Genomic DNA, 15,135 nt, shown 5'->3' on the forward strand with positions numbered 1-15,135 from the left:
ATCTCCAGTTTCATTTGGGTGGGTCAAAACAGAGACCTGTGCTAATATTTCGACCCCATCTCTATCCCGGTATCTGTATTCAATATGGCAGGAAATAAACCCTTCAACAAACCGCAGACTGAACCCCGTGAGCGCGATCCGCAGGTCGCCGGGTTAAAAGTCCCGCCGCACTCGATTGAAGCGGAACAGTCGGTGTTGGGCGGTTTAATGCTGGACAACGAACGCTGGGACGACGTCGCCGAGCGCGTTGTGGCGGAAGATTTTTATACGCGTCCGCACCGCCATATCTTTGTGGAAATGGCCCGTCTGCAGGAGACGGGTAGCCCGATCGACCTGATCACGCTGGCGGAATCGCTGGAGCGTCAGGGGCAGCTGGACAGCGTTGGCGGATTCGCGTATCTGGCGGAACTCTCAAAAAATACGCCAAGTGCGGCGAACATCAGCGCCTATGCGGATATCGTACGTGAACGCGCCGTTGTCCGTGAGATGATCTCGGTGGCGAATGAAATCGCCGAGGCGGGTTTCGACCCGCAGGGGCGTACCAGCGAAGATCTGCTCGACCTGGCCGAATCCCGGGTATTCAAGATTGCGGAAAGCCGTGCTAATAAAGATGAAGGCCCGAAAAATATCGCCGACGTCCTCGATGCGACCGTTGCGCGTATCGAGCAGCTGTTCCAGCAGCCGCATGACGGCGTCACCGGGGTCAATACCGGCTATGACGATCTGAACAAAAAGACCGCCGGCCTGCAGCCGTCGGATCTGATTATTGTCGCCGCGCGTCCATCGATGGGTAAGACCACATTTGCGATGAACCTCGTCGAAAATGCGGCGATGTTGCAGGATAAGCCGGTGCTTATCTTCAGCCTTGAGATGCCATCAGAACAGATTATGATGCGTTCCCTGGCCTCGCTGTCGCGCGTCGACCAAACCCGTATCCGTACCGGCCAGCTGGACGATGAAGACTGGGCGCGCATTTCCGGCACCATGGGTATCCTGCTGGAAAAACGCAATATCTATATCGATGACTCCTCCGGCCTGACGCCGACGGAAGTGCGCTCCCGCGCGCGGCGTATCGCCCGCGAGCACGGCGGTATCGGTCTTATCATGATCGACTACCTGCAGCTGATGCGCGTACCGTCGCTTTCCGATAATCGTACGTTGGAAATTGCGGAAATTTCCCGTTCGTTAAAAGCGCTGGCGAAAGAGCTTCAGGTACCGGTGGTGGCGCTGTCGCAGCTTAACCGCTCGCTGGAACAACGTGCCGATAAGCGCCCGGTCAACTCCGACCTGCGTGAATCTGGCTCCATTGAGCAGGACGCCGACTTGATCATGTTTATCTATCGTGACGAGGTCTATCACGAGAACAGTGATTTAAAAGGCATCGCGGAAATTATTATTGGTAAACAGCGTAACGGACCCATCGGAACGGTACGTCTGACCTTTAACGGGCAGTGGTCGCGCTTTGATAATTATGCGGGGCCGCAGTACGACGACGAATAAATCCTCATCATCCTTTGATTCACCGCTGCGTTGGTTGCTCGCGGTCACTTAGTGTATTCAGCTCCCGGTGATTCCCTGGCTTAGCGCCTTGCGGTGACTCAAATGATTGAGTGGATTCGGCTTATTTTATTTAAGGCAAGGAATGTAAATGCAAGCGGCAACTGTTGTGATTAACCGCCGCGCTCTGCGACACAACCTGCAACGTCTGCGTGAACTGGCGCCTGCCAGTAAACTGGTTGCAGTGGTGAAAGCGAACGCTTACGGACACGGTCTTCTCGAGACCGCGCGAACGCTCCCTGATGCCGATGCCTTTGGCGTCGCCCGTCTCGAAGAAGCCCTGCGCCTGCGCGCTGGCGGTATCACGAAACCGATCCTGCTGCTGGAGGGTTTCTTTGATGCGGCCGATCTGCCGGTTATTTCCGCGCAGCAACTGCATACGGCGGTACACAGCCCGGAGCAGCTGGAAGCGCTGGAGCAGGCTGAGCTGCCTGAGCCTGTCACCGTCTGGATGAAACTGGACACCGGAATGCATCGCCTGGGCGTGCTGCCGGAACAGGCGGACGCCTTCTGGCAGCGCCTGAGCCAGTGTAAAAACGTGCGCCAGCCGGTCAATATCGTCAGCCACTTCGCGCGGGCGGATGAGCCTGAATGCGGCGCCACCGAACGCCAGCTGGATATTTTTACCACCTTCAGTGAAGGCAAGCCTGGCCTGCGTTCCATCGCGGCATCGGGCGGAATTTTGCTGTGGCCGCAGTCGCATTTTGACTGGGTTCGCCCGGGCATCATCCTGTACGGCGTATCTCCGCTGGATTACCCCTCCACCGGCGCAGATTTCGGTTGTCAGCCGGTGATGTCGCTGACGTCGAGCCTGATTGCCGTACGCGAACATAAAGCGGGCGAGCCGGTAGGCTATGGCGGTACCTGGGTCAGCGAGCGAGACACCCGGCTAGGCGTGGTGGCGATGGGCTACGGCGACGGCTATCCGCGCGCGGCGCCCAGCGGTACGCCGGTGCTGGTTAACGGCCGGGAAGTGCCGATTGTTGGTCGTGTCGCGATGGATATGATTTGCGTCGATCTTGGGCCTGAGGCGCAGGATAAATCCGGCGACCCGGTGGTGCTCTGGGGGGAAGACCTGCCCGTCGAGCGTATTGCCGCACTGACGAATGTGAGTGCTTACGAACTTATTACGCGGCTGACGTCGCGGGTCGCCATGCAGTACGTGGATTAAGCGCGGTTTTTCCGTTGCTGTGCGACAAGACAACCCCGGTGGCGCGATGCTTGCCGGGGCTATGGTTACACTGCCAGGCCCGGCGAAGGCGTTTACGCCGCGAGCCGGGATATTCCCTGAGGGCAAGCGGGACAGGTGCGATCTTCGCCGACTTTCCGCCAACTATCCGCCAACATCCTCTCGATCTTCTCCTGCTTCCGGTTTATTGTGTTACGACCTGCCTCTCGTAAACCCGGAGAAACATCACGTGTTTCAAAAAGTTGACGCCTACGCTGGCGATCCTATTCTCTCCTTGATGGAGCGTTTCAAAGAAGATCCGCGTAGTGACAAAGTAAACCTTAGCATCGGCCTCTATTACAACGAAGACGGGATTATCCCGCAGCTACAGGCGGTTGCTGAAGCGGAAGCGCGTCTTAACGCTCAGCCGCACGGCGCCTCGTTGTATCTCCCGATGGAAGGGCTGAATGCTTATCGCAACGCGATTGCCCCGCTGTTGTTCGGTGCAGAACACCCGGTGCTGGTGCAAAAGCGCGTCGCCTCTATTCAGACGCTGGGCGGTTCCGGCGCATTGAAAGTGGGCGCCGATTTTCTGAAACGCTACTTCCCGGGTTCTCGCGTTTGGGTCAGTGACCCGACCTGGGAGAACCACATCGCCATATTTGAAGGGGCTGGCTTCGAAGTAAGTACTTACCCTTGGTTTGATAACGAGACCAACGGCGTGCGTTTTGATGCGCTGCTGGCGAAACTGCAGACGCTGCCTGAACGCGACATTGTGCTGCTGCATCCGTGCTGCCATAACCCGACGGGCGCCGATCTGAATCCTGCCCAGTGGGATCAAATCACCGAGGTACTGAAAGCGCGCAACCTGATTCCGTTCCTTGATATCGCCTATCAGGGCTTTGGGGCGGGAATGGATGATGATGCTTACGCGATTCGCGCGATCGCCCGCGCCGGCATACCGATGCTGGTCAGCAACTCCTTCTCGAAAATTTTCTCACTGTACGGTGAGCGCGTGGGCGGCCTGTCGATCGTTTGCGAAGACACCGAAACCGCAAACCGTGTGCTGGGGCAACTGAAGGCGACCGTCCGTCGCAATTACTCCAGCCCGCCGAACTTTGGCGCTCAGGTTGTCGCGACCGTATTGAATGATGCGGAGCTGAAAGCCAGCTGGCTGGCGGAAGTGGAAGAGATGCGTACGCGTATTCTGGCGATGCGTCAGGAGCTGGTGAACGTTCTGAAAGACGCGGTACCGGGCGTCAATTTTGACTACCTGCTCAAACAGCGTGGGATGTTCAGCTACACCGGCCTGAGTGCGGCGCAGGTTGATCGTCTGCGTGAAGAGTTTGGCGTGTATCTGATTTCCAGCGGCCGGATGTGCGTGGCGGGTCTCAATTCACGCAACGTCCAGCGCGTCGCGCAGGCGTTTTCTGCCGTTATCTAATTCCCTGCGAATATCATGTCCTTTCCCGTTTGCGGGAAAGGACTATTCCCTTCCGAAGTGTGATCATTCTCTTTTTCTATGACATCTGAGCAGAAAATTCTTTTCATCGGCGAGGGCCGGAGTTAAGGTCATGGTCCAGTAATAAGCAGCCACATTATTGAAAATTATAACGATTCGACGACTTATACGCACCGTCATCCGCGCCGTATCGCGGCGGTTGCCCCAGGCGCCTTGCGGCCAGCAAAGCGGCAGTTGGCAGGATGACGCTTAAAAGGGATAACTATGCGCAAGATAACTTTGGCCTTTAGCGCCTTCTGTTTACTTTTCACGTTAAATCACTCAGCAATCGCCCTGGAGTCTTCTCCGTCACTAAATCCGGGTACCAACGTCGCCAGACTGGCTGAGCAGGCGCCTGTTCACTGGGTTTCCGTCGCACAGATTGAAAACAGCCTGTTGGGTCGTCAGCCGTTTGCCGTAGGTTTTGATATCGATGACACCGTGCTATTTTCCAGCCCGGGCTTCTGGCGCGGCCAAAAGACCTTCTCTCCCGGCAGCGATGCTTACCTGAAAAACCCGGAATTCTGGGAAAAAATGAATAACGGCTGGGACGAATTCAGCATGCCTAAAGAGGTGGCGCGTCAGCTGATTGCAATGCATGTGAAGCGCGGCGATAGCATTTATTTCGTCACCGGACGCAGCCAGACCAAAACGGAAACGGTCTCGAAAACGCTGCAGGATGATTTCCTGATCCCGGCGGCAAACATGAATCCGGTCATTTTTGCCGGTGACAAGCCGGGGCAGAATACGAAAGTCCAGTGGCTGAAAGAGAAGAATATTAAGGTCTTCTACGGTGATTCCGATAACGACATCTCTGCCGCGCATGATGCCGGGGCTCGCGGCATTCGCGTACTGCGCGCGTCAAACTCGTCATATAAACCTCTGCCGATGGCCGGAGCGCTGGGTGAAGAAGTGATCGTGAATTCCGAATACTAATTTCATCTTCTGTGGAAATGAGTCAGAAGCGAAAGCGGCAGCCTCCGGGCTGCCGCTTTTTTGTACGAAAAAGCGTGTGGGGAGGTTTTACCTTTTCGCTTATTGCTGCACACTTAGAAAGATTCATTCGCAACAGGGGTCGTTTATGTGGCATCAACAAACGCTGACGTTAGGCGCAAAATCTCGCGGTTTTCATCTGGTCACCGACGAGATCCTGGGACAGCTCCACGCGCTGTCGCGCGTCAAAGTCGGGATGTTGCATCTGCTGCTCCAGCACACTTCCGCTTCCCTGACGCTTAACGAAAACTGCGATCCAACCGTCCGTTACGATATGGAGCAGTATTTTCTCAACGCGGTGCCGGATAATGCGCCGTATGAACATGATTATGAAGGTCCAGATGATATGCCGTCGCATATCAAGTCGTCGATGCTTGGCGTCTCCCTGCTGCTGCCGGTGAAGGACGGGCGCGTCAGGCTGGGGACCTGGCAAGGAATCTGGTTAGGGGAACATCGTATTCACGGCGGTTCGCGGCATATCGTTGCGACGCTCACGGGGGAATAACAGATGACAATTTCGGAGTTATTGCTGTACTGCATGGCAAAACCGGGCGCAGAGCAAAGCGTGCACAGCGACTGGAAGGCCACGCAGATTAAAGTGGCGGACGTGCTCTTTGCATTGGTGAAAGAAGTGGAAGATAAGCGGCCAGCCGTGTCGCTGAAAGCCAGTCCGGAGCTTGCCGAACTGCTGCGGGAACAGCATGTGGATATCCGCCCCAGCAGACATCTGAATAAAGCCCACTGGAGTACGGTCTTTCTTGATGGATCCTTGCCGGATTCGCAGATTTACTACCTGGTGGATGCTTCCTACCAGCAGGCGGTGCGGCTGCTGTCGGAACCAACCCGACAGCAGCTTTCCCGGTGATTAGCTCAGCAAGGGTTTGAGGAAGCGTGCGGTGTGCGAGGCTTCGCACTCTGCAACGGTCTCTGGCGTACCGGAGACGAGGATTTCACCGCCGCCGCTGCCGCCTTCCGGCCCAAGGTCAACGATCCAGTCCGCAGTTTTGATGACATCCAGGTTGTGCTCAATGACCACGATGGTGTTGCCCTGATCGCGCAGCTGATGCAGAACGTCCAGCAGCTGCTGGATATCGGCGAAGTGCAGCCCCGTCGTCGGCTCATCGAGAATATAGAGCGTCTGGCCGGTACCGCGTTTTGACAGCTCGCGCGCCAGCTTCACGCGCTGGGCCTCACCGCCGGACAGCGTCGTAGCGGACTGGCCGAGACGAATATAGGTCAGGCCGACGTCCATCAGCGTTTGTAGCTTACGCGCCAGCGCCGGCACGGCATCAAAGAACTCACGCGCTTCTTCAATGGTCATATCCAGCACTTCATGAATGGTCTTGCCTTTGTACTTAATCTCCAGCGTTTCGCGGTTATAGCGCTTGCCTTTGCACTGGTCGCACGGCACATAAATATCCGGCAAGAAGTGCATTTCGACTTTAATCACGCCATCACCCTGACAGGCTTCGCAGCGGCCGCCGCGGACGTTAAAGCTGAAGCGCCCTGGCGTATAGCCACGTGAGCGCGATTCCGGCACGCCGGCAAACAGTTCACGTACCGGTGTGAAAACGCCGGTATAGGTTGCCGGGTTTGAGCGCGGCGTACGGCCAATCGGGCTCTGGTCGATATCGATGACCTTATCGAAGTGTTCCAGCCCCTGCACATCGCGATATGGCGCAGGTTCGGCGATGGTGGCGCCGTTGAGCTGACGCTGGGCAATCGGGAACAGCGTATCGTTAATCAGCGTGGATTTACCTGAACCGGAGACCCCGGTGATACAGGTAAACAGGCCGACCGGCAGCGTCAGCGTCACATCCTTCAGGTTGTTGCCGCGCGCACCGGTGAGCCTGAGCACTTTTTCCGCGTCGGCGGGCACGCGCTGCTTCGGTACTTCAATCTTGCGTTTGCCGCTCATGTACTGCCCGGTCAGGGATTCAGGCACCGCCATGATCGCCTCCAGCGTCCCTTCAGCCACCACCTGGCCGCCGTGTACCCCGGCGCCAGGACCGATGTCGATCACGTGGTCGGCGGCGCGGATGGCGTCTTCATCATGCTCGACGACAATCACCGTATTGCCCAGATTGCGCAGATGAACCAGCGTGCCGAGCAGACGTTCGTTATCGCGCTGATGCAGGCCGATGGACGGCTCATCCAGCACGTACATCACGCCGACCAGTCCGGCACCAATCTGGCTTGCCAGACGAATACGCTGGGCTTCACCGCCGGAGAGGGTTTCTGCCGAACGGGAGAGCGTCAGGTAGTTCAGGCCGACGTTGACGAGGAATTTCAGGCGATCGCCAATCTCTTTCAGCACTTTTTCCGCAATTTGCGCCCGCTGGCCGGACAGCTTCAGATTGGTGAAGAAATCCATCGCGTGGCCAATGCTCATGTCAGAGATGGTTGGCAGCGGCGTATTTTCGACAAATACGTGGCGGGCTTCGCGGCGCAGACGGGTACCGTCACAGCTGGCGCACGGACGATTGCTGATAAACTTCGCCAGCTCTTCGCGCACCGCGCTGGATTCCGTCTCTTTGTAGCGGCGTTCCATATTGTGCAGCACGCCTTCGAACGGGTGACGGCGCACTGAAGTATCGCCACGGTCGTTCATGTATTTGAATTCAATATTCTCTTTGCCTGAGCCGTACAAAATGACCTTCTGCACGTCGGCGTTCAGGGTGCCCCACGGCGCCTCGATATCGAACTGATAATGCTCCGCCAGCGACTTCAGCATCTGGAAGTAGTAGAAGTTGCGGCGATCCCAGCCGCGAATGGCGCCGCCCGCCAGCGACAGCTCCGTATTCTGGATGACCCTGTCGGGATCGAAGTACTGCTGAACGCCCAGACCGTCACAGGTCGGGCAGGCGCCTGCCGGGTTGTTGAACGAAAACAGGCGAGGCTCCAGCTCACGCATGCTGTAGCCGCAAATCGGACAGGCGAAATTGGCGGAGAACAGCAGCTCTTCCGCTTTTTCATCGTCCATATTGGCGACAACGGCGGTACCGCCGGAAAGATCCAGAGCGGTTTCAAAGGATTCGGCCAGACGCTGGGACAGATCGTCACGCACCTTGAAGCGATCGATCACCACCTCAATGGTGTGTTTCTTTTGCAGTTCCAGCTTCGGCGGATCGGAAAGATCGCAGACCTCGCCGTCGATCCTCGCGCGGATATAGCCCTGGCTGGCCAGGTTCTCCAGCGTTTTGGTGTGCTCGCCTTTACGTTCTTTAATGATCGGCGCCAGCAGCATCAGGCGCTGACCTTCCGGTTGTGAGAGCACGTTGTCGACCATCTGGCTGACGGTCTGTGCGGCCAGAGGAACATCATGGTCCGGGCAGCGCGGCTCGCCGACGCGCGCGTACAGCAGGCGCAGATAGTCGTGAATTTCGGTAATGGTCCCAACCGTAGAGCGAGGGTTATGGGACGTTGATTTCTGTTCAATGGAAATCGCCGGCGACAGTCCTTCGATATGATCGACGTCCGGCTTCTCCATTAGCGACAGGAACTGGCGCGCATAGGCAGAGAGTGATTCAACGTAGCGACGTTGCCCTTCGGCATACAGTGTGTCGAAAGCCAATGAGGATTTGCCTGACCCTGACAGCCCGGTGACGACAATCAGTTTGTCGCGTGGGATGACGAGGTTGATGTTTTTGAGATTATGGGTGCGGGCGCCCCGAACTTCGATCTTATCCATTCACCTTTCCCGGTAGATACGCGGATTGCCTGGTTTGTTAGAAGGACAAACGGCAGAAACGGCTAATTATGACACAATTTAACCTGTTTGAATATACAGTATTGGAATGCATTTTCGCGTGGGGTATGCAAAAATGGCGTACCGCGAGAGTTATCTGGAACATACTTCCCAGCTATCAACACAGCGCCTGGAAATGGTACACTCGCGCGTTTACACTATTAAGAAACGCATTCAGGAGACACAAACATGGCCAGCAGAGGCGTAAACAAGGTGATTCTCGTCGGTAATCTGGGCCAGGACCCGGAAGTACGCTACATGCCGAGTGGTGGCGCAGTTGCCAACATTACGCTGGCTACTTCCGAATCCTGGCGTGATAAAGCGACCGGTGAGATGAAAGAGCAGACTGAATGGCACCGCGTTGTGCTGTTCGGCAAACTGGCGGAAGTGGCCGGCGAGTATCTGCGTAAAGGTTCTCAGGTCTACATTGAAGGCCAGCTGCGTACCCGTAAATGGACTGACCAGTCTGGTCAGGAAAAATACACCACCGAGATCGTGGTTAACGTTGGCGGCACGATGCAAATGCTCGGCGGTCGTCAGCAGGGCGCGGGCGCTCCGGCAGGCGGCGGTCAGCAGCAGGGCGGTTGGGGTCAGCCTCAGCAGCCGCAGGGCGGCAACCAGTTTAGCGGCGGCGCGCAGTCTCGCCCGCAGCAGCAGGCACCGGCAGCACCTTCTAACGAACCACCGATGGATTTCGATGACGATATCCCGTTCTAAGATCATCCTTAGGCACTGTCGTTAAAGCATAAGAAAAAGCCCCGTTTTCGGGGCTTTTTTATATCTGCTCTCTCCGCGTATCCAGCGATGATACTGCCTCACGGCGTAGCGGGAGCGGCCTGTTCCCCGGCGGGCGTTGCCGGGCTGTTCGACTGGGTGGTGGCTTTTTGTTTGCGCGCCATTTCATCGACAATTAGCCGATAGGCAATGTAGTACTTATAGATATTGCTGACGTAGGTGACGGTCTCGGAACCGATCTTCTCAGCGGCCAGATACTCCACATTGCCAAACCAGATATCAGGGTTAAAACCGCGCTTGCTGGTTTCTGTCCGCAGGCGGGCGATACGGGCGGGCCCGGCGTTATAGGACGCGAAGGAAAAGAGCGCTTTGTCGAGCCGGGTCATCGGCTCATCGCCATAGTAATGGTCGATCATCCAGCGCATATATTTCACCCCGGCATGGATATTCGGATCCAGCTTGCTGATATCTCCGACCTTCAGCTCTTTGCCCGTCCGCGGCATCACCTGCATAACGCCGATGGCGCCCACATGGCTGCGAACCGACTGATTGAGGCGTGATTCCTGATAACCCTGGGCCGCCATTAACAGCCAGTCAACGTCATACCGAGCGCCGTATTTGCGGAAGATATCCACCATCGCCAGAAATTTTCGCCGTTCCTTCTGCGCGGCGGCATTTTTGACATACTTCGCGTTCTTCAGATAGCGCAACAGGATGGTATTTCCCAGCTTACTGCCCTGGCCGTTAGCCTTCACAAAGCGGTTTAGCGAGGCGAGAAGCTGCGGACTGTTCTTACGTACCGCCCAGCCGATGCTGGCATCTTTACGCAGGACAATATCCTGATGGACTTCAATTTTGGGGAAAACTTGTTTCCAGAATAGCGCCTTATGACGATCGACGACGGTCAACGGAATAAGGCCGGCGCTGAGCATTTCTATCAGGTCCTCATCTTCGAGTGATTCCGGAGCGGCTTCGATAATAACCGGCGGACGAGATTCTTTCGCAAAATGCGCATTCAGGGCGACCAGGCTTTGGTAATAGCTTGATGACTGGCGAACAAATACCTCTTTGCCAGAAAGTTGTTCCAGGTTGGCGACTTCCGGTGAACCAGGACCGGAGAGCAGAAGCTCCTGAACATTGGAATAGAGCGGTATCGTGAAGTCAGCCTGCTGCTGACGATCCTCGGTAACCGTAAGATTTGCGGCGACGATATCTCCTTTGCCGGCAACGAGTGCGCTGAAGAGCTGGTCACGGGCCACCGGGACGAAAACTATCCGTACCTTCAGATGGCGATGTTTGAGCTTTTTCTCCTTCATCAACTGTTGATTAAGGTTGCGTTCGTACTCAATGAAGATGTCATGCGTTGCCCCGCGCTGGGTACCTTTGTCGATAAAGAAAAAGGTCTTGCTGTAGGTGGTTAAGACTCTGATGACGCGTCTGTCGAGCATACCGGGGAGATCGCCTTGCCAGGGCTTCTGCATCTCTTGCGTATTGAGTTCCAGCGCCTGTCGTTTTTCCTGAGGCGGAGGTTGCTTTTCCCCGACTGCCGCATAAACGGAACCGGCAAACAGCAGGGCAACAAGGCAGGCAAAGCTGGCGATAGCGGGTCGTTGAAATGAGAGGATGTTCATGGAGAGAAGCTCCGCAGGTGCATCCCTATATTTTAGTCAACTCTGGGGGGGTTAGGCTGTTCGTTTGCCCGACTGCGCGGGGAAACATCGCCGGTTGTGTCAGAGGCGAGAGCCACTTTTTGTGCTGCCAAAAGAGAGGCTATCTGCCTCGATTCTGGCAGGCATATTGCCGGGCTAACCAGGCTCTCTGTTTTGGGGCATTCATTTTATTGTGATAAAGGAATGAGCGGCCACAAATGATTATGGAGATAATATGATTGAATAATGTTTTTTTTATGTTGTTGTAAGTTTTGGTATTAATTATTTGAGTGACTTGAGAATATTATTTTTTATTTATCCCGTTGTTTTATTTATTGTATTTTAATCTGTTTCCGCTATTTTACATTATCAACTTGATAATGAATCTCATTTCTAATAACGTGATAACGCACAATAATCATCTCTAAGGCTGATCGAAAAACGCTATCTAAGAATAGTGCTGACGCGTATTTTTCATTTTTGACAGGGTGAGACTTTATATTTTGGCCACAGGCTATTTATATCCCGTTATTTTCCGGGAGGGCCTTGCTATGCCAAAACCAGGCACTAAGTTGTTCGCATGGAAATGATTGCCGCTGTTTATCTAAGGATGAAGGAGGCGCGCCCCGACAGCAAAAAAAGAAAACAGGGCATACTCCATGAAACGAAACTCACACTACTCGCTGGCCGCGCTGATTCATCTGGCTATCTGGGGCGCGGCGCTACCCGCGCAGGCCGCCGACATCAGCAAACCGGAAGAGGCAAAGGACGCCGATACCGCTGCGGCCAAAACCGAAGAGACGATGGTAGTGACCGCTGCCAGACAGACCTTACAGGCGCCGGGCGTATCAACGCTCACGGCTGACGAAATTCGCAAACATCCGCCGGCACGCGATATCTCAGAACTGATTCGCACTCAGCCGGGGGTGAACCTGACTGGCAACTCGACCAGCGGCCAGCGCGGGAATAACCGGCAAATTGATATCCGCGGTATGGGGCCAGAGAATACGCTGATCCTGATCGATGGAAAGCCGGTGACCAGTCGCAATTCGGTACGCTATGGCTGGCGCGGCGATCGCGATACGCGTGGCGACACCGGTTGGGTTCCTGCGGAGATGATCGACCACATTGATGTGATTCGCGGCCCTGCGGCGGCGCGCTATGGCAACGGCGCAATGGGTGGCGTCGTGAATATCATCACTAAGCCTGTGAATAACGAATGGCACGGCTCCTGGAATACCTACATGAACGCGCCGCAGCACCGAAAAGAGGGGGCGACGAAGCGGACGAACTTCAGCCTTGAGGGGCCGATGTCGGACAGCGTGAGTTTTAATTTATGGGGCAACCTGAGTAAAACCCAGGCTGATGCCCAGGATATTAACGCCGGCCACGAGGCGGAGCGGACCGGCAGCTATGCCGGATCTTATCCGGCCGGGCGTGAAGGGGTGGTGAACAAAGATATCCACGGTAAGCTGCGCTGGGAATTTGCTCCCATGCAGGCGCTGGAGTTTGAAACTGGCTATAGCCGCCAGGGCAACCTCTACGCTGGCGATACCCAGAACACCAATACCAGTACGCTCGTGAAAAGCATGTATGGTAAAGAGACCAACCGAATTTACCGTCAGACCTACGGCCTGACCTGGACCGGAGGCTGGGACAACGGTGTCACCAGCAACAGCTATGCGCAGTATGAACATACCCGTAACTCCCGTATGAATGAAGGTCTGGCCGGCGGGACCGAGGGCATCTTCTCCAGCAGCGAATTCTCGGATATCGATCTGGCGGACGTTCTGCTGCACAGCGAGGTCAATATCCCGTTTACGCTGGGCGTTGAGCAGAACCTGACGTTGGGCACCGAGTGGAATCAGCAGCGGATGAAAGATGGCGTGTCGACCACCCAGGCACTCTCTTACGGCTCGATTGACGGTATTTCGACCTCCGGCCGCACGCCTTACAGCAGCGCCGAAATTTTCTCGCTGTTTACCGAAGATAATATCGCGCTAACCGATAGTACGATGCTGACGCCGGCCCTGCGTTTTGACCATCACAGCATCGTCGGTAATAACTGGAGTCCGTCGCTGAACCTGTCGCAGGGACTGAGCGACGACTGGACCCTGAAGCTAGGCATTGCCCGCGCCTATAAAGCGCCGAACCTCTATCAGCTCAACCCCAACTATATTCTCTACAGTAACGGCCAGGGGTGCTACGCCAGCAGTTCGGCCTGTTATCTGATGGGAAATAGCGACCTGAAGGCGGAAACCAGCGTTAACAAAGAGATTGGTCTGGAATACAAGCACGAAGGCTATCAGGCGGGGATAACCTGGTTCCGTAACGACTACCGCAATAAAATTGAGTCCGGGTATTCAGCTGTCGGTACGGCAAGCAATGGAACCACGAATATTTATCAGTGGGAGAACGTCCCCAAAGCGCTGGTGGAGGGGCTGGAAGGTTCGCTTAACCTGCCGGTGAGTGAAACGGTCAACTGGAGTAATAACCTGACCTGGATGTTGCAAAGTAAGAACAAGACGACCGGCGATCGCCTGTCGGTGATTCCGCAGTTTACCCTTAACTCTACGCTCGGCTGGCAGGTCCGCGACGATCTCTCGTTGCAAAGCACCTTTACCTGGTACGGGCGGCAGAAACCTAAGCGTTTCAATTACAAAGGCGAGGCGGTATCCGGTAGTGAGCTGAACGAAGTGAGTCCGTACAGCATCGTCGGGCTGAGCGCGACCTGGGATGTGAACAAAAATCTGAGCCTGACCAGCGGCGTGGATAACCTCTTTGATATACGCCACTACCGTGCTGGAAATGCCCAAACGACCGGGAACGCGACCACCGGCGCCTATTTATACGGTGCCGGTGCGGAGACCTATAATGAGTCAGGGCGGACCTTCTATGTCAGCGTAAATACGCATTTCTGATCCTGTTCTGCCTGGCCGGGAACATAAGTCTGTTCCCGGCCTTTTATTTTTAACTTCAGGAAGGATTATCCGGATTGTTCATTAATACGCTGGCGAAACTGCGTGGGGGTGAGAGAATAATACCTCTTAAATGTCCGGTTAAATGCACTGATATCTTCATATCCGGCCATAATGCAAATATCGACGATACGGAAAGCCGGTTGCATCTGTAATAAATCACGACATAGCGACATACGCTGTTGCCTGATATATTCCATCGGCGACATATTAAAATGATGACGGAACAGACGAAAGAGGTGCCACTCGGAATACCCGGAAAACACGCTGAGTGCATTGACCGTGAGTTTTTTCTCGAGGTTGTTTTTTATCCAGCGTACCAGTTCGTTGAGAACGGACTGCTGGATCTCATTTCTACGCATGATTCATGCTCATTCCAGGACCGGGCCTCTCCATCGCGTGGCGGGAGGGCTGCAGGCGGCCAGGTAAATGCCTCACCCTCCATGGTAAGGCGCCACTACTTTACTTTTGCGATATAACGCTTGATGTGCTTTGATGTTCCCATAAGCCTCTCATACTCTATTCTGCTATTTTGAGGAAAAGATGAAGAATTCATACAAATTAACGCCCGGAACCCTTGCGGGTATTACGGGTCGTTACTGCATAATTTATTCAATATCTCTTCATTTTAAGTTCGGTATTTCAGGGTAAATTGCCGGTGTTCCTGGTTTATCCCAGAGAGCATCATTCCTGACAAGATCATTCCCCCTTTCACCCCATTAGAAAGGGGGCTTTTTGTTTTATACCTTAAAGTCATTGTGCGCTTTCATTCGGTTGTCAGGTTGCTGCTCAGACTGACTTATTAG

Annotated in this window: 11 protein-coding genes; 8 read left to right on the plus strand and 3 right to left on the minus strand. The window is 55.0% G+C overall.

What is annotated here, in order from left to right; all coding sequences use genetic code 11:
- Positions 1-84: 84 nt before the first annotated feature.
- The 6 genes from dnaB to BV390_RS23830 all read left to right on the plus strand — a co-directional run bounded on the left by dnaB (position 85) and on the right by BV390_RS23830 (position 6,084).
- On the plus strand, positions 85-1,500 hold the full coding sequence (gene dnaB / locus BV390_RS23805; protein WP_004856470.1) for a replicative DNA helicase: 1,416 nt from the start codon (positions 85-87) through the stop codon (positions 1,498-1,500).
- 148 nt (positions 1,501-1,648) lie between these two features.
- Positions 1,649-2,728 carry an alanine racemase gene (gene alr / locus BV390_RS23810; protein ID WP_032689941.1) on the plus strand — a complete coding sequence of 360 codons (1,080 nt, stop codon included), beginning with the start codon at positions 1,649-1,651 and terminating at the stop codon, positions 2,726-2,728.
- Between the two features lie 247 nt (positions 2,729-2,975).
- Positions 2,976-4,169, plus strand: coding sequence for an aromatic amino acid transaminase (gene tyrB / locus BV390_RS23815; RefSeq protein ID WP_032689940.1), 1,194 nt, complete (start codon positions 2,976-2,978; stop codon positions 4,167-4,169).
- A gap of 282 nt (positions 4,170-4,451) precedes the next feature.
- Positions 4,452-5,162, plus strand: coding sequence for an acid phosphatase AphA (gene aphA, locus BV390_RS23820; RefSeq protein ID WP_032689939.1), 711 nt, complete (start codon positions 4,452-4,454; stop codon positions 5,160-5,162).
- A 145-nt stretch (positions 5,163-5,307) separates the two neighbouring features.
- On the plus strand, positions 5,308-5,724 hold the full coding sequence (locus tag BV390_RS23825) for a secondary thiamine-phosphate synthase enzyme YjbQ (protein WP_032698382.1): 417 nt from the start codon (positions 5,308-5,310) through the stop codon (positions 5,722-5,724).
- Between the two features lie 3 nt (positions 5,725-5,727).
- Positions 5,728-6,084 (plus strand): MmcQ/YjbR family DNA-binding protein, encoded by a 357-nt coding sequence (locus BV390_RS23830; protein ID WP_032689936.1) that lies wholly within the window; start codon positions 5,728-5,730, stop codon positions 6,082-6,084.
- Here the strand turns inward: BV390_RS23830 and uvrA are convergent, their stop codons facing one another.
- Positions 6,085-8,910, minus strand: a complete 2,826-nt coding sequence (gene uvrA / locus BV390_RS23835) for an excinuclease ABC subunit UvrA (protein WP_032689935.1) — start codon at positions 8,908-8,910, stop codon at positions 6,085-6,087.
- A gap of 246 nt (positions 8,911-9,156) precedes the next feature.
- Here uvrA and ssb1 point away from each other — a divergent pair, with 246 nt between their 5' ends.
- The gene (gene ssb1, locus BV390_RS23840) at positions 9,157-9,684 is read left to right on the plus strand and encodes a single-stranded DNA-binding protein SSB1 (protein ID WP_004856483.1); all 528 of its coding nucleotides are present in this window, start codon (positions 9,157-9,159) and stop codon (positions 9,682-9,684) included.
- A gap of 98 nt (positions 9,685-9,782) precedes the next feature.
- Here the strand turns inward: ssb1 and BV390_RS23845 are convergent, their stop codons facing one another.
- On the minus strand, positions 9,783-11,333 hold the full coding sequence (locus BV390_RS23845) for an MltF family protein (RefSeq protein ID WP_047663770.1): 1,551 nt from the start codon (positions 11,331-11,333) through the stop codon (positions 9,783-9,785).
- A gap of 677 nt (positions 11,334-12,010) precedes the next feature.
- Here BV390_RS23845 and BV390_RS23850 point away from each other — a divergent pair.
- Positions 12,011-14,272, plus strand: coding sequence for a TonB-dependent siderophore receptor (locus BV390_RS23850; RefSeq protein WP_046853252.1), 2,262 nt, complete (start codon positions 12,011-12,013; stop codon positions 14,270-14,272).
- A 65-nt stretch (positions 14,273-14,337) separates the two neighbouring features.
- Here BV390_RS23850 and BV390_RS23855 read toward each other — a convergent pair whose 3' ends face one another.
- On the minus strand, positions 14,338-14,691 hold the full coding sequence (locus BV390_RS23855) for a helix-turn-helix transcriptional regulator (protein ID WP_032689930.1): 354 nt from the start codon (positions 14,689-14,691) through the stop codon (positions 14,338-14,340).
- Positions 14,692-15,135 lie beyond the last annotated feature (444 nt).

The organism is Klebsiella sp. YJ (assembly GCF_002108615.1).
In the GTDB taxonomy this organism is placed as follows: domain Bacteria; phylum Pseudomonadota; class Gammaproteobacteria; order Enterobacterales; family Enterobacteriaceae; genus Klebsiella; species Klebsiella planticola.